Below are 24,947 nucleotides of genomic sequence, written 5' to 3' on the forward strand. Positions count from 1 at the left end.
AGAGTCGAGTAGGTTCGTCGGCATGACGGCCGACTTCGAGGCGCAGCTGCGGGCGGTCTCGTTGCGCGTGACCCGGCCCCGCGTGGCGGTGCTCGCGGCGCTGCGCGACCACCCGCACGTCGACACCGACACCGTGATCCGGCTGGTCCGTGCCGATCATCCCACCGTGTCCCACCAGGCGATCTACGATGTGCTGCGGGCGCTCACCGACGCCGGTCTGGTGCGCCGCATCCAGCCCACCGGCGCGGTCGCCCGCTACGAGTCCCGGGTGGGAGACAACCACCATCATGTCGTCTGCCGCTCCTGCGGTGTGATCGCCGACGTGGACTGCGCCGTCGGCTACGCCCCCTGTCTGACCGCCTCCGACGACCACGGTTTCGCGGTCGACGAGGCGGAGGTCGTCTACTGGGGCATCTGCCCCGACTGCGCGACCGCACGCACCACAAGTGAACCGCCAGGTCGGAAGGAAGCACATTGAGCAACGCAGAGCACGACGCCCCGTCCAGCGCCCAGGGCGTGGACGCCAAGGCGGCGGCCGGCTGCCCGGTCGCGCACGACTCGGTGACCGCCCACGGAAGCGAGAGCGAGAACCCGGCGATCGACTCGCCGACCCCGAAGACCGGCGGTCGTCCGCGGACGAACCGGGACTGGTGGCCCAACCAACTGGACCTCTCGGTGCTGCACGCCCACTCGTCGAAGGGCAACCCGCTGGGGGAGGACTTCAGCTACGCCAAGGAGTTCGCCAAGCTCGACGTCGAGGCGCTCAAGCGGGACATCACCGAGGTCCTGACCACCTCGCAGGACTGGTGGCCGGCCGACTTCGGCCACTACGGCGGCCTCATGATCCGGATGAGCTGGCACGCCGCGGGCACCTACCGCATCGAGGACGGACGCGGTGGCGCCGGTGACGGCGGTCAGCGCTTCGCCCCGCTCAACAGCTGGCCGGACAACGCCAACCTGGACAAGGCCCGTCGCCTGCTGTGGCCGGTCAAGCAGAAGTACGGCCAGCAGATCTCCTGGGCCGACCTGCTCGTGCTCGCCGGCAACGTGGCCCTGGAGTCGATGGGCTTCAAGACCTTCGGTTTCGGCTTCGGCCGCGAGGACGTCTGGGAGCCCGAGGAGATCTTCTGGGGTCCGGAGGACACCTGGCTCGGTGACGAGCGCTACGTCTCCGAGCAGGAGATGTCGCAGGGCGTCGGCGCGACCGAGATGGGTCTGATCTACGTCAACCCCGAGGGCCCGCGCGGCAACGCGGACCCGCTCGCCGCGGCGCACTTCATCCGGGAGACCTTCGCCCGGATGGCGATGAACGACGAGGAGACCGTCGCGCTGATCGCCGGTGGTCACACCTTCGGCAAGACCCACGGCGCCGGTGTCGCCGACGACCACGTGGGCCCCGAGCCCGAGGGCGCGCCGCTGGAGTCGCAGGGCCTGGGCTGGCTGAGCACGTACGGCAGCGGCAAGGGCGCCGACACCATCACCAGCGGCCTCGAGGTCACCTGGACCGACCGGCCGACGCAGTGGAGCAACCGCTTCTTCGAGATCCTCTTCGGCTACGAGTGGGAACTCACCACCAGCCCCGGTGGCGCCAAGCAATGGGTCGCCAAGGACGCCGAGGCGATCATCCCGGACGCCCACGACCCGTCGAAGAAGCACAAGCCCACGATGCTCACGACCGACCTGTCGCTGCGCGTCGACCCGGCGTACGAGAAGATCTCCCGCCGGTTCCTGGAGAACCCGGACGAGTTCGCGCTGGCCTTCGCCAAGGCGTGGTTCAAGCTGCTGCACCGCGACATGGGCCCGGTCAGCCGGTTCCTCGGACCGTGGGTGCCGGAGCCCCAGCTGTGGCAGGACCCGGTGCCGGCCGTCGACCACGAGTTGGTCGGTGACGCCGACATCGCGGCGCTGAAGGCGAAGGTGCTGGACTCCGGCCTGACCACCGCCCAGCTGGTCAGCACCGCCTGGGCCTCGGCCGCGAGCTTCCGGTACACCGACAAGCGCGGTGGTGCCAACGGCGCCCGGATCCGCCTCGAACCACAGCGCAGCTGGGAGGTCAACCAGCCGGAGCAGCTCGCCACGGTGCTCAGCACCCTGGAAGGCATCCAGCAGGAGTTCAACGCGGCGGGCGGGGCCAAGATCTCCCTCGCCGACCTGATCGTGCTGGCCGGTTCGGCCGCCGTGGAAAAGGCCGCGCGGGACGCCGGTGTCGAGGTCACCGTCCCGTTCCACCCGGGCCGCACCGACGCCAGCCAGGAGCAGACCGACATCGAGTCGTTCCGGGTCATGGAGCCGCGCGCCGACGGGTTCCGCAACTACCTGCGTCCGGGTGAGAAGACCCAGCCGGAGGTGCTGCTGATCGACCGGGCGTACATGCTCAACCTGACCGCGCCCGAGATGACCGTCCTGATCGGCGGCCTGCGTTCCCTCGGTGCCAACGTCGGCGACAGCCGGCACGGCGTGCTCACCGACCGGCCCGGCGCGCTCACCAACGACTTCTTCCGCAACCTGCTCTCCACGGGCACGCGGTGGAAGGCGTCGGAGTCCGAGGAGCACGTCTACGAGATCCGTGACGTGACCACCGACCAGGTGAAGTGGACCGCTACCGCGGTCGACCTCATCTTCGGCTCCAACTCCCAGCTCCGGGCGCTCGCCGAGGTCTACGCCAGCGACGACGCGCGCGGCAAGTTCGTGGCCGACTTCGTGGCCGCCTGGACCAAGGTGATGGAACTCGACCGGTTCGACCTCGCCTGATCCGACATCCACCTGACGAGCCCCGGGCGATCAGCGACGATCGCCCGGGGCTCGCCGCACCTGAGGTCCGCGAGGGTGCGCGTCAGCCCTTCAGGCCGGTGTGGGCCAGGCCCTCGATGAACTGCCGTTGCGCGATCACGAAGATCACCAGGATCGGGATGGCGGTCATCGACGCCGCCGACAGCTGTACGTCCCACATCGGCCCGCCGTAGGCGTCCACGAACTGGGTCAGCGCCTGCGGAAGGGTGAACTTCTCCGGTGTGGAGAGGAAGACGATCGGCTCCAGGTACAGGTTCCAGCTGTGCAGGAAGGTGAAGATCGCCACCGCGCCGAGCGCCGGGCGGGCCAGCGGCAACGCGATGCGCCAGAAGGTGGCGAACCGGCCCAGCCCGTCCACCCGTGCCGCCTCCTCCAACTCGGCCGGCAGGGTGATGAAGAACTGCCGCATGATGAAGGTGGCCAGCACGCTCGGCGCGCCCAGGATCGGCACCAGGATCAGCGGCCAGTGGGTGTCCACCAGGCCCCAGGAGTTGAACATCCGGAACAGCGGGACGATCGTCACCTCACTCGGGATGAGCAGCCCGACCAGCACCACCACGAACAGCACCTGCTGGCCCCGGAAGCGGATCCGGGCGAAGGCGTACCCGGCCAGCGACGACACGGCCAGGGTGCCGACGGTGACCACCGCCGCGATGTACCCGCTGTTGAGGTACTGCTGCGCGAAAGGTTGCAGCTCGAAGACCCGACGGTACGCCGAGAGGCTGGCCTCGGTCGGGATCAGCGACGGTGGAAAGGCGAAGATGTCGCCTACCGGTTTCACCGACGAGGTGACCATCCACCAGGTGGGGAAGACGAAGGGCAGGGCCAGCAGGCAGAGTGCGCCGTAGAGCGCGACCCTGGCCCGTACCGAGAGCCTACTGTTCATGGAAGACCCACCTCCTGCGCATCCGCCACTGCACGACGGTGAGCACCAGCACGATCAGGAAGAGCAGCACCGACAGCGTGGCCCCGTAGCCGAACTGGTGGAACTGGAACGCCCGCTGGTACAGGTAGTAGACGAGCACCGTGGTCGAGGTGCCCGGTCCGCCCTGGGTGAGCACGGCGATCTGGGCGAACACCTGCAACGACCCGACCACCGTGATGATCGAGGTGAGCAGGATGGTCGGGCTGATCAGCGGCACGGTGATCCGCCGGAACCGCGTCCAGGCGTTCGCGCCCTCGACCCGGGCCGCCTCGTACAGCTCCGCCGGCACGCCCTGCAGGGCGGCCAGGAACAGCACCATGTTCAGGCCGACGTTCTTGACCACCTGCACCACGATCACCGACAGCAGGGCCGTCCAGTCGCCGCGCAGCCAGTTCGGCCCGTCCACACCGGCCACGCCCAACGCCCCGTTGACACCGCCGATGTCCTGGAGCAGGAACCCCCACACGATCGTCCAGGCGACAAGCGAGACGACCACCGGGGAGAAGAACAACGTCCGGAACACGACGGTGCCGCGTAGCCGCTGGTTCAGCAGCACCGCGAGCAGCAGGGCCAGGCTGAGGTTGAACATCACCAGGCCGACCGAGAACAGCGCGGTGACCCGCAGCACCGACGGCAGGTTGGGGTCGTCGGCCATGGCCTGGTAGTTGCCCGCGCCGACGAACTCGAAGGTGCCGGCGAGCACGTTCCACTCGTGCAGGCTGTACCAGAAGACCAGCCCGAGCGGGATCAGCACGAACAGCACCGAGCCGACAAGCTGCGGCGCGACGAAGAGCAGCCCGGCGAGCTGGTCGCGGCGGCGGGTCGTCCACCAGCCGCGCCGCCGGTGCGGGGTGGCCCCGCCGGGGGCGGACCGGTCACCGGCCCGCCCCACGCTGTCCCTGGTCAGGACCGACATCGAGGATCCCTACTTCGCCAGCAGCGGGTTGATCGCGGTGCAGACGCCGTCGAGTTCGCCCCGCACGTCGGCCTCCGGCCGCCACAACGGGTCCAGCGCGGCCCGGACCGCCTGGTTCAGCTCGGCCTGCCCGGTGTGGCTGGGCTTGACCACCCCGTCGGCGATCCCGTCGATCACCACTTCCTGCAACTGCTCCGGGCTCAGCAGCGGGTTGGTCTTGGCGAGGGTCTCGGCGGTGAGCAGCGAGGTACGCGGCGGCGGGAAGAACTGCGCCAGCTTCGCCGAGTTGGCCGGGTTGGTCAGGTACGCCAGGAAGTCGGCGGCGGCCTCGGCGTTGCGGCCCTGCTTGAGCACGCCCATGCCGCCCTGGCCGATCACCGCGTACTCGCCCTTCGGGCCGGCGGGCAGCGGCACCAGGTCCCAACCGAACTTCTGCCCGTCCAGCAGCGACGCGCGGGAGATCTGGGTGATGGTCATGCCGGCGTCACCGGCGAAGAAGTCGGCGGTGGTACCCGGGCCCGGCAGCGCCTTGTCGACGAAGATCCCCCGGTGCAGGACGGTCATCGCCTCCACCATCTCGGGCGAGTTGAAGCCGCAGGTGCGGCCGTCCGCGCTCCATGCCTGCGCGCCCCAACCGGTCCACACGGTGGACAGGAAGTCCCAACCCTTGTAGTCGAAGTCGCGGACCACCAGACCCGCCTTGCCGGTCTCCGCCCGCACCGCCTTGGCGGTGGCCAGCGCGTTCTGCCAGGTCCACTGGCCGGCAGCGATCAGCTCGGCCGGGCTGCGCGCGCCGGAGGACTTCACCAGATCGGTGTTGACGAACACCCCGAACGGCGAGGTGGAGAAGGGGTACGCGTACAGCTTGCCGTCGGCCTGCCACAGCTTCGTCGCGGCCGGGGCGAGCTCGTCGAAGCCGTACCCCTCGGTGCCTTTCAGGGTGTCGTCAAGCGGCACCAGCGCGCCCGAGGTGACGAAGTCGGGCGCGGAGTTCTCCAGCACCCAGGCCAGGTCCGGTGGGTTGCCGCCGGCGATCTGGGTGGTCAGGGTGGTGGTGTAGCTCTCGAACGGGATCGGGTCGAAGGTGACCCCGGCGACGTCCGGGTTCGTCGCGGTGTACTCGGCGGCGATCTCGTCGAACAGCTTCAGGTGGGCCTCGTTCGCCGACCAGGTGGTCATCCGCAGCGTGACCGGGCCGTCGGACTCGGCGGCGTCGCCGCCGCAGGCGGTCAGGCCGAGCAGCGCGGTGAGCGCGACGACGGCCGTCAACCGGTTCCTCATCAGGTTATGTCCTTCCTCAGTAGCCGGCGATGTCGGGCCAGCGCAGCTCGACACCGGAGTCGGCGAGGCGGTTCTGGAAGTCGGCCAGCAGGCCGGGGGTGTAGCGCACCGCGCGGGGGGTGACCCGCCGGGCCAGGCAGAAGTCCGCGAGCAGACCGGCGACCTCGCCGACGTTCCACTCCACGGGGTGCAGGCGGTAGGAGCCGTTGGTGATGTGTGTGGTGCCGATGTTCTTGCCGGCGGGCAGCAGGTTCTCCACCCGCCGGGGGATCAGCGCGCCGAGCGGGATCTCGAAGGGGCAGGAGGCCACGTCGATGTAGTTGTCGCCGCCGGTGGAGGGGTGCAGGTCGATGCGGTACATGCCGACCCCGACCGAGTCGGCGTAGCTGACCGCGCCCTTGTCGCCCCGGATCTCCAACGAGAGGTCCTGCTCGACGACGGTGTACTCGGCGCGGATGCGGCGCGACTCCCGGATGTAGGGCGCCTGGGCCAGACCGCTGTGGGTGACGTCCCCGCCGGTGGCTGCGGTGCCGGTGCCGGTGACGTCGCCGCGCAGCCGCAGGCTGGGGAAGCCGGTGCCGCCGTCGGCGCGGGGCGCCTCGGTCTGGAGCCAGTAGAGCACCGACAGGGACAGCTCCCGGGCCGCCGTGATTTGCGCGTCCGGATCGGGTACGTCGATGACCGGCTGCTCGAAGTAGTCGAGCATCGGCCAGTTGACCAGGCAGATGTCGCTGTCGTACGAGCCGGGGACGAAGTTGCGCCGGGCGGCGATCCGGCGGAACGTCCACAGGTTCCCGTCGCCGGGACTGACCCGCTGGTCGGCCTGGACCAGCCAGGGATCGTCGTCCGGATTCGGGGTGAAGCTGCGTTCGGAGATCGCCAGGGTGCGCGGGTTGGGGGAGCGGAACGACAGCATCCGGTCCCCCCAGAACGGCGGCCGGTACGCCCGCCAGAAGTCGTAAGCCGCCGGTTTGTCGATGGTGTGGTCGCCGTCGACGTGGTCGACCGCGAAGCACACCGACACCGCCTGCATGTTCGTCGGCTGTGCCTGCTCCGGCGCGCTCGGTTCACCGGTGTCGGCGCGGGACTCGAAGCCGGTGACGTACTCGGTGCCGGTCAGCGGCAGCAACTCGCCGGTCTCGGTGGCGTCCAGCACGTACGGCGCGGTCAGGAACAGCCGCTCCCCGGTGTGCCGGTGCGCCACGGTGACCCCGGTGACCCGGTCACCGTCGGTCTCGGCGGCCACCGGCCGGTACGGCTGGAGCACCCGCAGCCGCCCGGATCCCCGGTACGGCCCCAGCATGGCTTCCAGCACCCCCACCGCGACCCGGGGTTCGTGGCAGAGTCGACTGACGTGCCCGGCGCCCGGATTGAGCGCGGTGGTGCGCCGCGCCCGGTCGGTGAGCGGATACCAGCGCCGGTAGTGCTCCCGGATGCCGTCACGCAGCGCCCGGTAGCTGGCGGTGACGCCGAAGCGCTCCACCCAGGAATGCTCGTCCGGCGGCACGGCCTGGCTGGTGAGCTGCCCGCCGAGCCAGTCGTACTCCTCGGTCAGCAGCACGCTGCGGCCGGCGCGCAGCGCGGCCAGGGCGGCGGCGACGCCACCGAGCCCACCGCCGACGATCAGTACTTCGGCCTGCATCTCGGGCACGGTCGGTCCTCTCATGAACGGTCAGCGCCGCCAGTGACGGCATGGCGACGGGGGGGATCAGGGTCGGGGTGGCAGGAGGGTTACGCCGTCGACCGGTTGGCACGGCAGCAGCCGCTGGGTCACGGTGCCGGGCATCGCGGCGAGCAGTCCGGTGAGCACCTCGACGGCCTGCCACCCCATCTCGCGGCGGGGGATCCGGAAGCCGGTGAACTCCCGGTCGCTGGTCGTCGGCCGGGTCGGGTCGCCCAGGGCCAGGATGGACAGGTCGGCGGGCACGGTCAGGCCGCGCTCGGCGGCGACGGTGGCCAGGGCGACACCGTCGGCGTACTCCTCGACCACCACGGCGGTGACCCCGGCGTGCAGCAGCGCGTCGAGCAGGTCGGCGGGGGAGCGGTCGGTGGGTTCGTGCCGGGCCGGCAGCCGCGCCGCGTCGAGGGCGGCCCGGTAGCCGGCGAACCGGTCGGTGTGTGACTCCGGGCCGGCACCCTGGCCGAGGTACGCCAGCCTGGTGTGGCCGGCGTCGAGGGCACGCCGGACCACGTCGGCGGTGGCGGTGACGTAGTCCGCCCCGACGTACGGCACCGGTCCGCCCGCGTCGTCGCGTCGACCGACGGAGACGAACGGATGCCCCTCGGCGACCAGCCGGCCCAGCTCGTCGCGGTCCAGCGAACGACCGAGCAGGACACAGCCGTCGGCCAGCCGCAGCCGGTTGTCGTCGTGGAAGATGCGCCGCCGGCCGTCGGTGACGGGGGCGCTGGTGAGCAGCAGCAGGTCGCAGCCGAGGCGTTCGGCGGACTCCTCGATGCCGACCAGGAACGGGTGGTAGAAGTCGCCGGTGCCGGCCGGGAACACCGGCTCGTAGGTGAAGACGCCGAGGATCCGGTTGTGCCGGGCGGCGAGCCGCCGGGCCACCGGGTCGGCGACGTACCCGGTGGCCCGGATGGCGCCCAACACCCGTTCCCGGGTCTCCGGGGCGATCCGGACGCTGCCGTCGTCGCGGCCGTTGAGCACCAGCGAGACGGTCGCCTGGCTGACGCCGGTCATCCGGGCGATATCCTGCTGGGTCACCCGCCTGCGCGATCCGGTCACGTTCCGTGTCCAATCGTTTCTTCGCTAATACGCATTAGCTACGTTGATGTGAAATCCTGCGATCCGTCACCGCCCGTCGTCAACCCCCGACGACGGAAAAGTTCTCCGGATAATCGGCGTGATAATTCGTATTAGCACCTTGACCCGGGCTCGTCGCCAACCGCAGACTCATCGATCACAAGGTTCGCTCCCGCATGGAGCCCGATCTCACGCACGGTCACCGGCATTCGGTGCGGCGACCGCCCCTGCACGCCGCCACCACACCGGCCTGTCACGTCCCAGCCGGCAGTGCGGCCCCACCACCGTCCCCAGCTCCGCCATCGACGAGCGTCCCACTCACGATCGGAGATCCGCATGACCGACCGATCCCTACCGGAACCCGCCTCGGTGAGCCGCCGGGGCCTGCTGCGCGGCGCAGCCCTGATCGGCACCGCCACCGCCGCCGGCACCGCCCTCGGCGGCACCCTCGCCGCCGGCACCGCCCTCGCCGGCCCGGCCGGCTTCCCCAGCTACCGGTACGTCCGCGACGCGTTCGCCGCGCCGCTGCGCTACGACCCCACCGGCGAGACGATCTTCCCCTGCGTACGCGGGGTCTACGACAAGATCTCCGGGGCCCGGGGCCGGTACTACCTCTACTACGCCCCGCACGACGCGCCGGGCGGCATCTGTCTGGCCTACGCCGACCGGCTCGAAGGCCCCTACACCGAACACCCCGCCAACCCGATCGTCGACCGGGTGCTGCCCACCACCACGGTCAGCCACGTCTCCTCACCGCACGTGGTGTGGAACGCCTCCACCAGGGAGTTCTTCCTCTACTTCCACGGGGAGAACTTCACCACCCGGGTGGCCCGCTCCCGCGACGGCATCACCTTCACCAACGAGACACCGATTCTGAGCACTCGGCTGGTGCCGAACACCACCGAGACCTCGTACGCCCGGGTCTTCGAACACTCGGTCGCCGGGAAGAACAACAAGTACGTCATGCTCTTCATGGGCGCGCACACCGTCGGCCCGGGCACCCGGAAGATCTTCTGGGGATGGTCACCGAACGGCTGGGACCAGTGGCAGTTCGCCCCGAACCCGCTGATCTCGCCGGCCGGCGACGGATTGACCGACATCTCCAGTCCGCACCTGCTCAAACGCAACGGCACCAGCTACGTCGCCTACCACGGCAACGACGGCCGCATCCGGCTCACCGAGGTCGGCAACAACTTCGACCGGGAGGTGCACCTCGGGGTCTTCCACGCCCCGATCGCCTCCGACAACGGTCGGGTCGCCGCGCCGGCCTTCGGCACCGACGGTGGCGTCTCGTACATGATCTACGAGGCCGGCCCTCGGCTGGACGCCCGCATCTGCATCGCCCGCGCCGTCTGAGCGGTGCGCGGAGGTCGCCCCGTACCGGTGGTCCTGGCCCGTTGCCGGACGGTCACCACCGCCGGACGGTGACGAAACCGGCGAGCGCCGCGGCGGCGACGAAGGTGACGACCACGGCTGACGCCTGACCCAGGGTGGCGCCACCACCCTGGGTCGGCTCCGTGCCGCCGGCCGCCGCGTCCGGCGGCGCGGCAGGCACCTGCGGCTGCTCGGCGAGCACGGCGTTGGTCGCGATCAACCGGGGTGCCGGATGCTCACTGTCGGCGGTGATGTCGATCCAATCGTACGAACCACCGTCGGCGCACCGCTGTAGTACCGGGAAGGTGAGGGTGTCCCCGGCCCGGGCCACGATCCGGGTGGTCACGCCCACCTCGGCGGTCTCCCGGCCGGGTCCGGTGAAGGTGACTCGCTGACCGGCGACCGTGGCGGTCCAGCCCTCCGGTGGCACGGTGCCGGACGCGGTCACCCCGTCCGGCAGGGCGACGACCAGTTCGGTGGTTGGGGAGTCGTCGCAGCTGTGGTCGAAGCTGAACGTCAGCGTTGTCGTACCGTCACCGTTCGGCTGCGCGCTCGCGACCTCGACATGGGCGGCGGCAGGTACGGCGCCGAGCACCAGGTACCCGATGGAGCCGGCCACCACCAGGCCCGCCATCCCGATCCATCGCCGTGGGCTCATCGCACGTCCACCGTGAACCGGGCGATCGGATTCTCGTACTTCGAGGTCCGCACGCTGGCCTGCACCACCCACGAGCCGGCGAGGGGCAGGTCGACGACGGCCTCGTACCGGCCCGGGCCGGTGGACGCCAACGTCCGTTCCAGCGGGCCGATGTCCATCGCCGGCAGCAGCACCGTCAGCTTCGGGTCCGCCACCGGGACCACGGGCTGACCGGCGGCGTCGACGAGTTCCAGTTCCATCGAGTTCACTCCTACCTTTCCGGGGGTGAACCGGGCGACCGCGCGACCCGTGCCGAGCGGCGTCTCCACCACTGTCGGACCGGTGGCGACGTCCGCCGCCGGTCGGGGCGCGGCCTCGACGACCGGGCTCTGTGTGACCAGGAACCCGGTGGCGACGACGACACCGACAAGCAACGCGGCCTCCACCCGGACGGTGCGGCGCAGCAGCCGCCAGGCCACCTCGGAGCCGTCGTCCCGGTCGGCGGCGACGACGCGGGGCACGAGGCGAAACCGGTTGTGGGCGGCGACGAGGAGCACCACGACGGTCAGCGCGATCTTGGCGAGCAGCGCCAGACCGTACGAGGTGGCCCACAGTGCCTCCCAGGACCGCAGGATGCGCCACGCGAGCAGCAGTCCGGCGGCGCCGAGCAGGCCGACCAGGACGGCGGCGATACGGGAGAACGCGGACACCGCCCGGACTGCCGCGCCTGCCCCCAGGTCGACCGACCGGCTCAGCGTCCAAGGCAGTGCCACCAACCCGCCCAGCCACACCCCGGCGGTGCTGACGTGCAGGATGTCGGCCGGAACGACCAGCCAGGCCGGACCGTAGGTGCGGGTATGCCCGACCAGGGCGACCGCTCCCCAGGCGAGGGTGACACCGGCGAACGCGAGAGCGGCCAGCACGGCGGGTCGAGCCGGTCGGCCGCCGGGGACGGCGGACCCCACGTCCGTCTCCGCCTCGACGACTGCCGGGCCTCCCGGCAGCGGCGGTGTCTCGACGACAACGGGCTCCTGGGGCGGTGCCCCGGGGGATCCGGACCGCTGTGCCGCCGGTGTCCCGACGGCGGCTGCGGTGGCAGGCTCCGGGCGCGCCCGCATCCCGGCGGCGGCGGTGGCGGGCTGCTGGATTGCCGGTGCGCCGGCGGCTGCCGTGGCCCACAGTGCGACGCCCAGCCCGAGGACGACCAGCACCGAACTCAGCGCCTCCTCCGACCGCAGACCGGTCAGCCACTGGGCCCCGTCGATGAGCCCGGTCAGTTCGCCACCGTCCTGCCATGCGGGGACGGCCGGCACCAACACCAGCCGGGCCAGCACGGTCAGGCCCGCCGACCAGCCGGCGAGCCGCAGCAGCCGCCGCCGCAGGATCGGTGCCTCCGCGCGCAGCAGTACGAGCAGGAAGACCAGCAAACCCGCACCGACCAGCAGGCCGAGGTAGGCGACCGCCTCGGCCGTTTGGCGCAGGAGGTCCAGGGCGCGGCTCGGGCTGCTCTCCGGCAGCGCGACTGCCGCGCTGCTCGGCGCACCGACGGCGAAGCTGAAGCCCCCGGATACGGGATGACTGTCCGCCGAGATCACCCGGAACGCCACGATGTAGGTGCCACTGGCCAGGTCCGGTGGGACGGTCAGGACCACGGTGGTGTCGACCGACCGGCTGTCGGTGGACAGTTCCTCGCCCGCCGCATCGAGGAGCCGGACCCCGCCGGGGCGTACCGTCACCGGCTCGTTGAACGTCAGTGACACCTCGGCCGGGACGGTGGCCAGCACGGCACCGTTTGCCGGGTCGGTGCCCAGCAGCACCGCGTGGGCGGCGGCCGGCGTCGCCGGCGCGACAGCGGCCAGCAGGCCGAGCAGCGCGGCGAGCGCGGCGGTCCACGCCCGCCGCGCACGCCGACCCGGCACCGCCCACGTGCCGCGCGACCTCACCCGCAAGGTCGCCCGCCCGTCAGGCGGCCTTGCGGGTACGCAGCAGCGCCAGCCCGCCGGCCACCAGGCCCAGGGCACCGAGCACCAGGGCGATCCAACCGACGACACCGGTGCCGCCAGCCGGCTCCTCGGTGGTCTGCGACACCGGCTGCACGGCCGCCTCCTCGGCGTCGGCGTCGGCCTTCGCGGTCAGCACGAACGTCGGTGCCGGGTGCTCCAGCTCATCGGCGTCCTGACCGGCGGCGGGCATCTCCACCCACGGCGTCTCACCCTGCTCGCAGGTCTGCACGGCCGGGAAGGCCAGCGTCTCGCCGGCAGCGTCCGGCAGTTTCAACGACAGCTCGAAGGTGTCCCGCAGGTCGGCCGGCAGCGGCGTCTTCGCGGTGTAGACCACCTCGGTGACCCGCTGCGTGATCTCGTTGCCGTGGCTGTCCTTGACCGGCGGGTTCAGCTCGGCCATCACCTTCTGCACGGTCCAGTTCGAGTTGACCGTCGGAGTGACCGAGACGATCTGCTCCGGCATCTTGATGGACACCTTCGTGGTGGCCGACTTGTCGCAGCCGTGCGGTACACCGAACGTCAGGACGGTGTAGGAACCTGCGGTGGTGACCGACGGGCTGACCGTGACGTGCGCGGCGGCCGGTGCTCCGGTGAGCGCCACCGCCGTGGCGGTGAAGACTCCGAGGGCGCCGGCCTGCGCGAGCCTGCGACGTCTGAGAACCATCATTGCAACAACCTTTCCGGAGGGTGGTCCGCGACCTGCGCGGCACGTCACGGTCAAGTGGTCGGTCGCGGGTCGTCCGAAGTTCCCGACCACGCCCACTTTTCGCGATTCGGGCGACGCTCGTGCCCGGCAGGGCGTGCCGAGTCGGGTCGCCTCCGGGCCGGCCGGATCGCGGACAGGCCGGTGGCGGCCACCGCCCTCAGCGGGCAGTGGCCGCCACCGGAACCACCTCACCGGCCCGGCGGCATGTCCGCCGCCGTGGCCCGGCCGGGTGTCACAGGTTGGCGCAGTATCCGATGCTGAAGGTGCTGGCGCCGGCGGCCAGGGTCCGGTTCCAGTCGACTCCCCGGATCCGGTAGCTGCCGTCGGTCAGTCGCTCCCGCTTGAAGTTCCAGGCGGTGTAGATGTCACCCTCCAGGTCGACCACGGCCGTCCACTCGACGGCCTTGTCGCCGTTGTTGGTGGCGGTGACGGTGGCGCAGTAGCCGCCGCCGCTGTCGGAGTTCCACCGGGCGATCCGCTCCATCGCGATCTCCACGTTCGAGCCCGCGACCAGCCGGCCGACGCCCCAGCGGGCGGTGGTCTGGTAACCCTCGCCGTTCTGCTCCGCCCAGTTGCGGATCGACGTGCGTGCGCCGTCGGAGGCGTCGTTGACCTGGAAGTCCAGGCCGTGGAACGTGCCGAGGCCACCGTATTCGAGCAGGCTGATCGCCGCCTCGACGGTGTATCCGGTGTCGGTACGCACGGCCGCGCTCTCCAGCCGTCCGGCCTGGAACGCCTCGTCGCCGGTGCCGAAGGAGACGACGTTGTCGGCGTTGATCCGGATCTGGGTGTCGTCGTAGCGGAAGGGACCGTTCTTGGCGTTGCCGGCGTCGACGTAGATCTCGACCGAGTCCTGGGTCCACGGGTCGGAGCCGGAGACGTCCACCACCGGATCGGTGACCTCGGCCAGCACGTACAGCGTCTGGCCCCGCCAGAGGGTGCGGACGTTCGCGGTCGCGCCGTCGGTGCCGGAGACCTGCTTGGCCGTGGTGACCGAGGTGGCCTGGGCCCAGCCGGCGTCCACGGTGCCGTCGATGGCCGGCGCGGTGGCCGTCTCCCGTACCTCCAGATACGACAGTTCCTCCACCAGGCTCAGGGTGCCCACGGCGCCCGGGGTGTTCCAGCCGGAGGTGGTGCCGTCGTCGGTCACCCGTACGTCGAAGGTGCGGGTCTGCCCCTCGGCGGCGTCGGCCAGCGGCAGGTGGGCGACCAGGTGGTAGCCACCGTCCCGCTCGGCCGCCACGGCCGGCACATCGCCGTCGCCGTCGCGGGCGACCCGGTACGTCTCGTCGCCCAGGGCGAAGGTGACCTGGTCGTCGCCGGAGACCGAGGCGTCGTCGACCGTGACGTACGCGGTCAGGTGGTCCGGTGCCCAGCGCAGCTGGAACCGGGCCGTGTCCTCGATCGGGTGCAGGGGCAGCTTGCGCCAGGTCAGGTCCTTCGGTGCGGCGGCGGTGAGGGCCACGTCACCGGCGAAGACGTTGGCCGTGCGCAGACGTGCCGGCAGGTCGCCGTCCACCGCCCCGTAGTAGGCCGGCTTGGCCCGCAGGTTGTCGTCGAACAGCAGCGGCGCGTTGGCCGACCGCCACGAACGGCCGTCGGTGAGCCCCCACACGGTGACGGCGAACAGGTCGTCGGTGTGCTCCCGGAAGATCCGGAAGGCGTCCCGGTAGAAGTAGCCCTGCTCGATCAGCCGTGCCTGGGTCACCGGGGTGCCGGTGGTGACGTCGAGTTCGGTGACGGCCTGGGTCAGCGGCAGGTCGGCGAAGGTGTCCAGGGTGGCCGCCAGGCTGCTGACCGGTGTGGCCAGCGAGACGTGGAACTGGTGACCCACCCCGTCGATCGGCACGTCCCGGTCGACCAGCCGCTGCACCAGCGCCCGGTAGCGGGCCTGCTTGCCGCTCTGCTCGGTGTTGTAGTCGTTGATGAACAGGGTGACCGGGTCGCTGCCGGGTACGGCGTGGACGTCGTTGAACGCCTCGTGCGCGTACTCGAACGACAGGTCGATGAAGCTCTCGCCGAGGATCCGGTACCACTCGCTGCGGCGCAGGCCGTCGGCGTACTCACCGCTGTCGCTGATGACCTCGTTGACGACGTCCCAGGCGTACAGCGGGTTGGTGGGGGAGCCGAACGGGCCGTAGCGCTCGGACAGTGACTCGGCGATGTCGAAGATGTGGGTACGCAGCCGGTCGCGCAGCAACTGCCGGTCTGCCGCGGACGTGGTCAGCGGCTGACCGTCGGCGTCCTGGAAGAACCAGGCCGGGGTCTGGCTGTGCCAGACCAGCACGTGACCGTAGACGCGCAGGTCGTTGTCGCGGGCGAAGTCCATCACCGCGAGCGCCTGCTCGTGCGGTCGGAAGGTGCGCTCGTCGTCGTACCAGGCCTCGGGCTTCATGTGGTTCTCGTGCGTGACCTGGTTGAAGTGCCGGTTCAGCAACTCGGCGGCGCCGCCGACGGTCTCCCGGGCGTCGATGGCCACGCCGACGGGGAAGTCGGTGGTCTCGTGAATCGGGGTGAGGTCCTCGATGACCGGTGGCTCCGGCACCCGGACGACGATGTCGTCGACCAGGAAGTCGCTGGTGTTGCCGGCCACGTCCGCGCCCTGCCAGCGGGTCTCGAAGTAGAGCAGCGCCTCGTCCGAGGCGGGCATGGTGAACCGGGCGCTCACCTCGGTCCAGCCCGTGTTGGTGATGGACTCGAACTGGGCGAGGGTGCTGAACGACTGGCTGCCGCCGGCGGTGCTGGCCAGGCTGAGCCAGATCTGGTCGGTCGGCTGCCCGTCGGCGAACCGCAGCCAGGCGTTGAACTCGTAGGTGACGCCCGCCTCGAACAGGCCGGCCACGTCACGTCCGAGCCCGGCACCCTGGTTGACCCGGTCGGTGACCAGCGCCGCGGCCGTACCGCCGTGCGCGACGTCGCTGATCTCGACGGTCGGGGCGCCGGGACCGCTGTCGCGGGGGCCCCAGCCGTCCAGCCCGTCCTCGAAGTCGGTGTCGATGACGACGGTGCCGGGCTCGGGTCCGCCCGGTTCGCCGTCCGGTGCGGTGATCAGCACGTCGTCCACGAGGAACGGGGTGCTCTCCGCCGCCTCGACGTAGAGGGTGGCGGCACTGAGCCCGTCGGGCAGCGTGTACGTGCCGCCGATCTGCACCCAGCCGTCGGCGGTGGTGGCGACGTCCCCGCCGATCCAGGTATAGGTGTTGTCGCCGCCGTCGGCGGGGGTCGCCTCGACGGTGAAGTGCACGCCCGCGGTGCCTTCGGTGCCAGCCGGAAGCTTCACCCAGGCGGTGACCGAGTACTGCGTACCGGGGCGGAACAGTGCCGTCGCGCTCGTGGCCGGGCCCTGCCAGTTCGCCGTGCGGCCGGTGACGGACAGGCTGCTGTCGCTCTCGTGGCCCTCGTCGGTGATGGCGAGGGTGATGTCGCCGCGCGGTCCCCACGGTGCGTACGAGCCGGACTCGAAGTCGTTGGCGAGGACGACTTCGGCGGCGGCCGCCGGTGCGGGTGCCACGGCGACCGCGGTGACGAGCGCGGCCGAGCAGAGCAGGGCGATGGTTCGGGATCGGCGTCGTGATCGGCGGGAGAGGTTCCAGAGGCGCATCGAAATCCCTCTATTTAATATCGGTGCTGGTGGGGTGTGTCTGACGTGGCTCTTCGGACGGATTCAAGCGCGTGCATGCTATGTCGACACCACCGTGGTGGCCAGAACTTCCGGAAGTTTCCGGTAACGACGCAGCGCCGCCCGCCGTCGAACCGGTGCCGGGCGACAGTGCCGTCGCCGCCTATCCGAGCGGTTGTCCGGCCGGCCGTGACGGCGCGGTCGGACGGGCCGTCGCGCCGGCCCGGTACCGGAAGACGTGCCGGTAGGTCTGTGGGGTCATTCCGCTGATCCGGCCGAAGTGCTGGCGCAGGTTCGCACCGCTGCCGAAGCCGGTGCGGTGCGCGATCCGCTCGACCGGATCCTCGGTGGTCTCCAGCAGCTCCTGGGCCAACCGGACCCGCTGCTCCAACAGCCACTGCAACGGGGTGGTGCCGAGCGAGTCGCGGAACCGGCGGGCCAGGGTGCGCGGACTCAGGTTCGCCGCGCGGGCCAGGTCGTTGACCGACAGCGGCCGGTCCAGGCGTTGCCGGGCCCACTCCAGCACCGGGCTCAGGTCGGCCGGCGAGACTCCCCGCACCGGCGGCGCCGGATACTGGGTGTGGTCGGCACCCCGCGGCGGTGCCACCACCATCCGCCGCGCCACCTCGTTCGCCACCGCGGCGCCGTGGTCCAGCCGCACCAGGTGCAGACACAGATCGATGGCGGCTGCCGTACCCGCCGAGGTGAAGACGGTGCCCTCCGCCACGTACAGCACCCGGGGGTCGAGGTCGACGAGTGGGAAGCGGCCGGCGAAGTCCTGCGCGTTCATCCAGTGCGTGGTGGCGCGGCGGCCGTCGAGCAGACCGGCCGCGGCGATCGGGTACGCGCCGGTGCAGATGCCGACGATGCGTCGGCCCCGCGCGTACGCGATGCGCAGCGCCTCGACCAGCTCGGCCGGGGGATTGGTCTGGGTCGGTCGGGCGCACCCGGGCACCAGCACGGTGTCGGCCTCGGCCAGGTCGTCCAGGCCGTACGCGGGGTCGAGCCACGATCCACCGGTGGTACGCAGCGGGCCCGGCTCGGCCGCGCACAGCCGCAGCTCGTACCACGGGTCGACGATGTCCCGCCGGTCGGTGCCGAACACCTCCTGCGGGACCGCCAGCTCGAAGATCGGCAGGTTGTCGGTCACCGCCACCGCGACGACGTGCGGACGCATGGCAGAAATCTAACGCAGCTCGTCGCCAATCCGGCTGTCCCGGCCGGCCGGCCCGGACGACGGTGATCACATGACCCAGACCCGTGCCACGCCGGTGACCGGCGGACGGCTCACCGCCGCCCAGGGCACCGCACTCTACGTCGGTGCCGTACTGGGTACCGGGGTGATCGCGCTGCCCGCGTTGGCCGCCGAGGCCGCCGGTCCCGCCTCGCTGCTCGCCTGGCTCCTGCTCGTGCTCGTCTCCGCCCCACTGGCGGCCACCTTCGCCGCGCTCGGTTCCCGCCACCCGGACGCCGGTGGCGTCTCGACGTACGCCCGGATGGCCTTCGGGTCGCGGGCGGCGGCCGTCGTCGGATGGTGTTTCTACTTCGCGGTGCCACCGGGCGCGGCCGCGGCGGCGCTGTTCGGCGCGGCCTACGTCGAGGCGGCGGTCGGCGGCGGTACGCGCACCGTCGCGGTCACGGCGGTGCTGCTGATGGTCGCGGTCACCGTCACCAACCACGCCGGAGTGCAGCTCGCCGGCCGGGTGCAACTCGCGCTCGCCGGGGCCCTTGTCGTGCTCCTGTTGCTGGCGGTGCTGTTGTCGCTGCCACACGCGGACGCCGCGAACCTCACGCCCTTCGCCCCACGTGGCCTGGCCGCCGTGGGCCCCGCGGCGGCGCTGCTGATGTGGAGCTTCGTCGGTTGGGAGGCGATCACCCACCTGACCGGCGAGTTCCGCCGTCCGGAGCGGGACCTGCCCCGGGCCACCGCCGCGGCGGTCGTCGTGGTTGGTGCGCTGTACCTGGCGGTGGCCTTCGCGACCGTCGCCGTACTCGGCTCGGCGGCAGCGGACTCCACGGCGCCGCTTGGTGAACTGTTCGCGGTCGCGCTCGGCGGCGACGTCCGCTGGTTGGTCGCCGGGGCGGCATTGCTGCTGACCTTCGGCGCGATGAACGCCTACTACGCCGGAGCGGCGAAGCTCGGTGCGGCCCTCGGCCGAGACGGGGCGTTGCCCGCCTGGCTCGCCCGGGGCAGCGTGGCGGGCGAGGTGCCCCGCCGCAGCCTCGCGGTCACCGCCACCCTGGCGTTGCTCGCGCTCGGCGCGACACTTGTCACCGGTCTCGACACCCACTCGCTGGTGCTGGTCACGACCGGTTCCTTCAGCACCGTCTACGTGATCGGTATCGCGGCGGCGCTGCGGCTGCTGCCCCGCCGCAGCGCCGCCTGGTACGCCGCCGCCGCGGCCATCGGTGTGGTGCTGTTCCTCCTGGCCATGACCGGTGTCTACCTGCTCTGGCCGGTGGCGGTGACCGCGGCGGCGCTGCTCTACCTGCGGGTGCGCGGTCGAATCCGGTCCTGATCGGCGACCCGCCCGCCGGGGTTCGGGGCTCGGCGGGTGGGTCGCCGGCTCGGGCCCGGCCGGGACCGGCACTTGCTAGGCTTGGCCCCCGCGGTTCAACCGCCCGGTACACAGCGAGGAGCGCGCGACATGCTTTCGGGGGACGACGACATCTCGGGGTGAGCACCCCCGCCGCCTGACGGCGGCCTGTCGTGTCGTGGCCCTGTCTGCCTGACCGGGGCGTAGTCTCCCCGGCTTCTCATCCGAGGTCTTACTCGATGTCCGACGCCTGCGTCGTCTGCACCAGTCTCTTCTTTTCCTGGCCGGACGACACCCCGGTCTTCCAGGACCTGTCCCTCACCGTCCCGCCGGGTCGCACCGGCCTGGTCGCGCCGAATGGCGCCGGCAAGTCGACGCTGCTGCGCCTGATCGCCGGTGACCTCGTACCCACCGGCGGCGGCGTCACCGTCGAGGGAGTGCTCGGCTACCTGCCGCAGCACCTGCCGCTCACCGGTGACCTGACCGTGGCGGAGGTGCTGGGCGTCGCCCCGGCGTTGTCCGCGTTGCGGGCCATCGAGGCCGGCGACGCCAGCGAGGACAACTTCGCCGCGATCGGTGACGACTGGGACGTCGAGGAGCGTAGCCGCGCCGAACTCGACCGGCTCGGGCTGGGCGAGGTGGCGCTGGATCGACGCCTGGACACCCTCAGCGGCGGCCAGGCGGTCTCCCTCGGTCTCGCCGCCCAACTGCTGCGGCGTCCCGATGTGCTGCTGCTCGACGAGCCCACGAACAACCTCGACATCGACGCCCGGCACCGGCTGTACGCGGTGCTGGAGAACTGGTCCGGCTGCCTGCTGCTGGTCAGCCACGACCGGATGCTGCTGGACCGGATGGACCGCATCGCCGAGCTCGACGGCGGGCAAGCGCGGATGTTCGGCGGGAACTTCACCGCCTACGAGGCGGCGGCACGGGCTACCCAGGAGCTGGCGGAGCGCCAGGTGCGCAGCGCCGAGTTGGACCTCAGGCGGGAGAAGCGGGAGATGCAGCAGGCCCGCGAGCGCGCCGAGCGGCGGGCCGGCAACGCCGCCCGCAATCTCGGTAGCGCGGGTCTGGCCCGCATCGTCGCCGGTGGGCTCAAGCGCAGTGCCCAGGAGTCGGCGGGCCGGGCCCAGCAGGCACATGCCAGCCGGGTCAGCGCCGCGCAGTCCCGGCTCGACGAGGCCGGTCGGGCACTGCGGGACGACCAGACGCTGGCCGTGGAACTACCGGAGACCGACGTCCCGGCCGGCCGCACCCTGGTGGAGGGGCAGCGGATGCAGGTCCGGTACGGCGGCCGGGCGGTGTTCCCCGGGGACGGGCTCGACCTGACCATCCGCGGTCCGGAACGGATCGCGCTGACCGGCCCCAACGGGGTCGGCAAGTCCACCCTGCTGCGCCTGCTGCTCGGCGACCTGGATCCGCAGGGCGGGCGGGTGCGTCGCGCCGACGGCCGGGTGGCCTACCTGTCGCAGCGGCTGGACCTGCTCGACCCGGAGCGCACCGTGTTGGAGAACCTCACCGGGTACGCCCCGGACCGTCAGCAGTCGGAGCGGATGAACCTGCTGGCCCGGTTCCTGTTCCGGGGTGCCCGCGCCCAACTGCCGGTGGGCGTCCTCTCCGGCGGTGAGCGGCTGCGCGCCACCCTGGCCTGTGTCCTCTACGCCCAGCCGGCGCCGCACCTGCTGCTGCTCGACGAGCCCACCAACAACCTCGACCTGGTCAGCGTGGGCCAGTTGGAGAACGCGTTGCACGCCTACCGGGGCGCCTTCGTGGTGGTCAGCCACGACGAGCGTTTCCTGCGCGACATCGGTGTGCACCGATGGCTGCGGCTCGACGGCAGCGGCGTGCGCGAGATCCCCGCTCCCGAGGCCGACCGAGCAGAACTGAGGGGCTTGCCGGGCGATTGAACAAGTGTTTAATCTGGTGGTGTGACGTCCCTGGGCGGAGCTTCGGAGGAGCGCGGCGGCGAGTTGGCCGCCGCGGGCCGCATCCGTGACGCCGCCATCGTCCGGTTCGCCCGCGACGGCTTCCGGGCCGGGCTGCGCACCATCGCCGCGGACGCCGGGGTGACCGCCGGTCTGATCGTGCACCACTTCGGCTCCAAGGACGGGCTCCGCCGCGCCTGCGACGAGCGGGTGCTGGAGATCATGCGCCGGGAGAAGAAGAAGGCGCTCACCGACGGCACCGGGACGATGCTGCTGGCGCAGATGGCCCAGGTCGAGCAGTTCGCGCCGATGGTGCAGTACCTGCTGCGCAGCATGCAGGCCGGCGGGGAACTGGCCGCCCAGCTGATCGAGCACATGATCAGCGACGCCGAGGCGTACCTGTCCGCCGGGGAGGCGGCCGGGGTGGTGCGGCCCAGCCGTGCCCGGGCCGCCCGCGCCCGCTACCTGGCCTACCAGGCGACCGGCAGCATGCTGCTCTGGTTCACCCTGCACGGCGCCGACGCGGAGCCCGAGAAGTTCCCCGCCCTGTTCCGTCAGTACATGGGCGAACTGACGCTGCCGGCGCTGGAGCTGTTCACCGAGGGGCTGCTCGTCGATCGGTCGATGCTCGACGAATACCTGATGTACGTGCCGGATCCGCCGTCGCCCGCACCGAACGCCGCCGACCCCGACGGTACGGCGAGCTGAACCGCCACCACGCCGCGGCGTGGCCCACTCATCCGCGCACCACCGCGAAACACACCGGACTCCGCGTGGCGCTGCCCCGGATCCGTCGATCGACCACATCGCACCCCGGTACGCCCCGGGACTACCTCGAATGAGGTCAAACGACCATGACTGCTGCCATCGACATCCACCACCTCGACAAGTCCTTCGGTCGGGTCAAGGCACTCGACGGACTCGACCTGCGCGTCGACGCCGGCACCGTGCACGGCTTCCTCGGCCCCAACGGCGCCGGCAAGTCCACCACCATCCGGATCCTGCTCGGGCTGCTGCGCGCCGACGGCGGCCGGGCCCGGCTGCTCGGCGGTGACCCCTGGGGCGACGCGGTCGCCCTGCACCGGCGGCTCGCCTACGTGCCCGGCGACGTGGAGCTGTGGCCAAACCTGACCGGCGGCGAGGCGATCGACCTGTTCGCCCGACTGCGCGGCGGCACCGACCCGGTGCGCCGGGACGAGCTGTGCCAGCGCTTCGACCTGGACCCGAGCAAGAAGGGCCGCACCTACTCCAAGGGCAACCGGCAGAAGGTGGCGCTCATCGCGGCGCTGGCCAGCGACGTCGAGCTGCTCCTGCTCGACGAGCCGACCGCCGGGCTGGACCCGTTGATGGAGGCGGTGTTCCAGGAGTGCATCCGCGAGGTCAAGGACGCCGGGCGCACCGTGCTGCTGTCCAGCCACATCCTGGCCCAGGTCGAGGTGCTCGCCGACCAGATCTCGATCATCCGACAAGGCAAGATCGTCGAGACCGGCTCGCTCACCGAACTGCGCCACCTCACCCGTACCTCGGTCGAGGCCGTCACCGACCGGCCGGCCGACGGCCTGGCCAACCTGGCCGGCGTGCACGGCCTGCGTACCGCCGACGGGCAGGTCCGCTTCGAGGTCAACGGCGACCAGCTCGCCGTCGTGGTACGCGAACTCGGTGACCTCGGTGTGCAGGGACTGACCGTCCGGCCGCCGACGCTCGAGCAACTCCTGCTGCGGCACTACGGTGACCGGCTCGTCGGCAACGGTGCCGGGGAGGTGGCGTGATGACCGCGACGACGCCGCACCGCGCGACACCGGTGGGCACCGGCACCGCCGTCACCGGGACCGGCAACCTCCTGCGGTTCATGCTGCGCCGCGACCGGTTCCGGCTGCCCGCCTGGACGCTCGGTCTGCCCCTGCTGATGACGTACTTCGCCGCTGCGCTGGACACCATCGCGCAGACTCCCGAGGACCTGGCGGGGCTGACCGCCTTCACCAGCAGCCCGGCCGGAGCCCTGTTCGGTGGACCCGGCTTCGGATTCGACGACCTGACCATCGAACGCTTCCTGGCCGGCCAGTACGGCCTCTACGTGCTGCTCGGCGCGGGGCTGATGGGCCTGCTCACCGTGGTCCGGCACACCCGGACCGAGGAGCGGACCGGCCGGGCCGAACTGGTCCGCGCCAACGTGGTCGGTCGGCACGCCCAGCTGACCGCCGCGCTCACCCTCACCACCGTGATGGCGGTGCTTGTCGCCCTGCTGATCGGCGCGATGATGACCAGCCGTGGCTTCGACGCGGGCGGATCCATGCTGTTCGGCGCTTCCGTCGGTGCGGTCGCCCTCGCCTTCGCCGGCATCGCCGCGGTCACCGTCCAGCTGTCGGAGTACCCCCGGGCCGCCTCCGGCACGGCCGGGACCGCGCTCGGTGCCGCGTTCGTGTTGCGCGGCCTCGGCGACATGGCCGCGGTGCAGGGCAGTGGGCCGTCCTGGCTGTCCTGGCTGTCACCGATCGGCTGGTCGCAGCAGACCGCCGCGTACGTCCACGACCGCTGGTGGCCGTTGGCCATCGCGCTGGCGTTCGCGGCGACGACCGCGGCCACCGGCTACGTCCTGTCGGCGCGGCGCGACTTCGGTGCCGGCCTGGTGCCGCCGCGCCCGGGCCCGCCCCGGGCCGCGAGCTGGCTGGCCGGCCCGCTCACGTTCGCCTTCCGGCTGCACCGGGCGAGCCTGATCGGCTGGAGTGCGGCGTTGCTGGTGGCCGGCGTGGCCTACGGATCGTTCACCCAGCCCCTGCTCGATGGCTTCGAGAACGCACCCGCGGACCTGGTGGAGGTCATGGGTGGTGGTTCGGGCGACCTGCTCGCCGGCTATCTCGGCATGATGGGCCTGACCATGGCGCTCGTCGTCGGGGTCTTCGCGGTGCTCGCGGTGCAGTCGCTGCGCGCCGAGGAGACCGAGGGCCGGACCGAGCCGGTGCTGGCGACCTCGGTCAGCCGGGCCGCCTGGATCGGCGGCCACCTCGCCGTCGTGGCGCTCGGCGTACCGTGGCTGCTGCTGGTCGCCGGTGCGGGCATGGGCGTCGGCGCGGCGGCGAGCACCGGCGACGCGGGTCTGCTCGGTGACCTGCTGGTCGGCCACCTCGCGCACACTCCGGCGGTCTGGCTGGTCCTCGGTGCCGCCACCCTGCTCTACGCGGCGGCACCGAGGATGCTGCCGGTGATCTGGGTGGTGCTCGGCTACGGGCTGATCGCCGGCTACTTCGCCCCGATCCTGGAGCTACCCGAGAATGTGCTGCGACTGTCGCCCTTCGAGCACGTGGGGGAGTACCCGCTCGAGGACGTCAGCGTGGTCGCGGTGGTGCTGCTCACCGTCCTCGCCGGCGCACTCGCGCAGGCGGCCGTGTCCGCCTTCCGCCGGCGCGACCTGGCCGGCGGCGCCTGAGCTGGCGTGAGCCTGTCGACGCGACGTGCGGCGCGTCGACAGGCTCGGCAGG

At 71.5% G+C, this 24,947-nt stretch carries 18 protein-coding genes and 1 pseudogene; 9 read left to right on the plus strand and 10 right to left on the minus strand.

Annotated features, from left to right (window positions below; genetic code table 11):
• Positions 1-22: 22 nt before the first annotated feature.
• Both O3597_RS08755 and katG read left to right on the plus strand, forming a co-directional pair.
• Positions 23-478: a Fur family transcriptional regulator gene (locus O3597_RS08755; RefSeq protein WP_164448972.1), complete on the plus strand. Its 456-nt coding sequence runs from the start codon at positions 23-25 to the stop codon at positions 476-478.
• Positions 475-2,751, plus strand: a complete 2,277-nt coding sequence (katG, locus tag O3597_RS08760; RefSeq protein WP_281603784.1) for a catalase/peroxidase HPI — start codon at positions 475-477, stop codon at positions 2,749-2,751. The genes O3597_RS08755 and katG overlap by 4 nt, the downstream gene beginning before the upstream one ends.
• An 82-nt stretch (positions 2,752-2,833) precedes the next feature.
• Here katG and O3597_RS08765 read toward each other — a convergent pair whose 3' ends face one another.
• The 5 genes from O3597_RS08765 to O3597_RS08785 all read right to left on the minus strand — a co-directional run bounded on the left by O3597_RS08765 (position 2,834) and on the right by O3597_RS08785 (position 8,631).
• Positions 2,834-3,676, minus strand: coding sequence for a carbohydrate ABC transporter permease (locus O3597_RS08765; RefSeq protein ID WP_281603785.1), 843 nt, complete (start codon positions 3,674-3,676; stop codon positions 2,834-2,836).
• Positions 3,666-4,631 (minus strand): sugar ABC transporter permease, encoded by a 966-nt coding sequence (locus O3597_RS08770; protein WP_281603786.1) that lies wholly within the window; start codon positions 4,629-4,631, stop codon positions 3,666-3,668. Before O3597_RS08770 ends, O3597_RS08765 begins: the two co-directional genes overlap by 11 nt.
• Before the next feature lie 9 nt (positions 4,632-4,640).
• Complete coding sequence (locus O3597_RS08775) at positions 4,641-5,912, minus strand: sugar ABC transporter substrate-binding protein (RefSeq protein ID WP_281603787.1); 1,272 nt, start codon at positions 5,910-5,912, stop codon at positions 4,641-4,643.
• A gap of 16 nt (positions 5,913-5,928) precedes the next feature.
• The gene (locus tag O3597_RS08780; RefSeq protein WP_281604504.1) at positions 5,929-7,554 is read right to left on the minus strand and encodes an FAD-dependent oxidoreductase; all 1,626 of its coding nucleotides are present in this window, start codon (positions 7,552-7,554) and stop codon (positions 5,929-5,931) included.
• A 66-nt stretch (positions 7,555-7,620) separates the two neighbouring features.
• Positions 7,621-8,631: a LacI family DNA-binding transcriptional regulator gene (locus O3597_RS08785; RefSeq protein ID WP_281603788.1), complete on the minus strand. Its 1,011-nt coding sequence runs from the start codon at positions 8,629-8,631 to the stop codon at positions 7,621-7,623.
• 375 nt (positions 8,632-9,006) lie between these two features.
• Here O3597_RS08785 and O3597_RS08790 point away from each other — a divergent pair, with 375 nt between their 5' ends.
• A complete protein-coding gene (locus tag O3597_RS08790; RefSeq protein WP_281603789.1) occupies positions 9,007-10,026 on the plus strand; it encodes a hypothetical protein in 1,020 nt (339 codons plus the stop codon).
• A gap of 52 nt (positions 10,027-10,078) precedes the next feature.
• Here the strand turns inward: O3597_RS08790 and O3597_RS08795 are convergent, their stop codons facing one another.
• The 5 genes from O3597_RS08795 to O3597_RS08815 all read right to left on the minus strand — a co-directional run bounded on the left by O3597_RS08795 (position 10,079) and on the right by O3597_RS08815 (position 18,186).
• Positions 10,079-10,702, minus strand: a complete 624-nt coding sequence (locus tag O3597_RS08795) for a DUF1775 domain-containing protein (protein WP_164449125.1) — start codon at positions 10,700-10,702, stop codon at positions 10,079-10,081.
• Complete coding sequence (locus tag O3597_RS08800) at positions 10,699-12,600, minus strand: copper resistance protein CopC (protein ID WP_281603790.1); 1,902 nt, start codon at positions 12,598-12,600, stop codon at positions 10,699-10,701. The genes O3597_RS08795 and O3597_RS08800 overlap by 4 nt, the downstream gene beginning before the upstream one ends.
• A 43-nt stretch (positions 12,601-12,643) precedes the next feature.
• Positions 12,644-13,351, minus strand: coding sequence for a YcnI family protein (locus O3597_RS08805; RefSeq protein ID WP_164448966.1), 708 nt, complete (start codon positions 13,349-13,351; stop codon positions 12,644-12,646).
• Between the two features lie 271 nt (positions 13,352-13,622).
• The gene (locus O3597_RS08810) at positions 13,623-16,991 is read right to left on the minus strand and encodes an endo-1,4-beta-xylanase (protein ID WP_281603791.1); all 3,369 of its coding nucleotides are present in this window, start codon (positions 16,989-16,991) and stop codon (positions 13,623-13,625) included.
• Between the two features lie 181 nt (positions 16,992-17,172).
• The gene (locus O3597_RS08815) at positions 17,173-18,186 is read right to left on the minus strand and encodes a helix-turn-helix domain-containing protein (RefSeq protein WP_348650338.1); all 1,014 of its coding nucleotides are present in this window, start codon (positions 18,184-18,186) and stop codon (positions 17,173-17,175) included.
• Between the two features lie 70 nt (positions 18,187-18,256).
• Between O3597_RS08815 and O3597_RS08820 the strand changes: the two genes are divergently transcribed.
• The 6 genes and pseudogenes from O3597_RS08820 (at position 18,257) to O3597_RS08840 (ending at position 24,895) form a co-directional block, all read left to right on the plus strand.
• A complete protein-coding gene (locus tag O3597_RS08820) occupies positions 18,257-19,528 on the plus strand; it encodes an amino acid permease (RefSeq protein ID WP_348650339.1) in 1,272 nt (423 codons plus the stop codon).
• Between the two features lie 257 nt (positions 19,529-19,785).
• Positions 19,786-21,453 carry an ABC-F family ATP-binding cassette domain-containing protein gene (locus O3597_RS08825; protein WP_281603792.1) on the plus strand — a complete coding sequence of 556 codons (1,668 nt, stop codon included), beginning with the start codon at positions 19,786-19,788 and terminating at the stop codon, positions 21,451-21,453.
• 21 nt (positions 21,454-21,474) lie between these two features.
• A pseudogene (locus tag O3597_RS28535) lies at positions 21,475-21,660 on the plus strand (helix-turn-helix domain-containing protein); the annotation flags it as partial.
• 33 nt (positions 21,661-21,693) lie between these two features.
• The gene (locus tag O3597_RS08830; protein WP_328824350.1) at positions 21,694-22,179 is read left to right on the plus strand and encodes a hypothetical protein; all 486 of its coding nucleotides are present in this window, start codon (positions 21,694-21,696) and stop codon (positions 22,177-22,179) included.
• Between the two features lie 146 nt (positions 22,180-22,325).
• Positions 22,326-23,240, plus strand: coding sequence for an ABC transporter ATP-binding protein (locus tag O3597_RS08835; protein WP_281603793.1), 915 nt, complete (start codon positions 22,326-22,328; stop codon positions 23,238-23,240).
• Positions 23,240-24,895 carry an ABC transporter permease gene (locus O3597_RS08840; protein ID WP_281603794.1) on the plus strand — a complete coding sequence of 552 codons (1,656 nt, stop codon included), beginning with the start codon at positions 23,240-23,242 and terminating at the stop codon, positions 24,893-24,895. Before O3597_RS08835 ends, O3597_RS08840 begins: the two co-directional genes overlap by 1 nt.
• The last annotated feature ends 52 nt before the right edge of the window (positions 24,896-24,947 follow it).

This window comes from Verrucosispora sp. WMMA2044, from assembly GCF_027497155.1.
Taxonomy (GTDB): domain Bacteria; phylum Actinomycetota; class Actinomycetes; order Mycobacteriales; family Micromonosporaceae; genus Micromonospora; species Micromonospora palythoicola.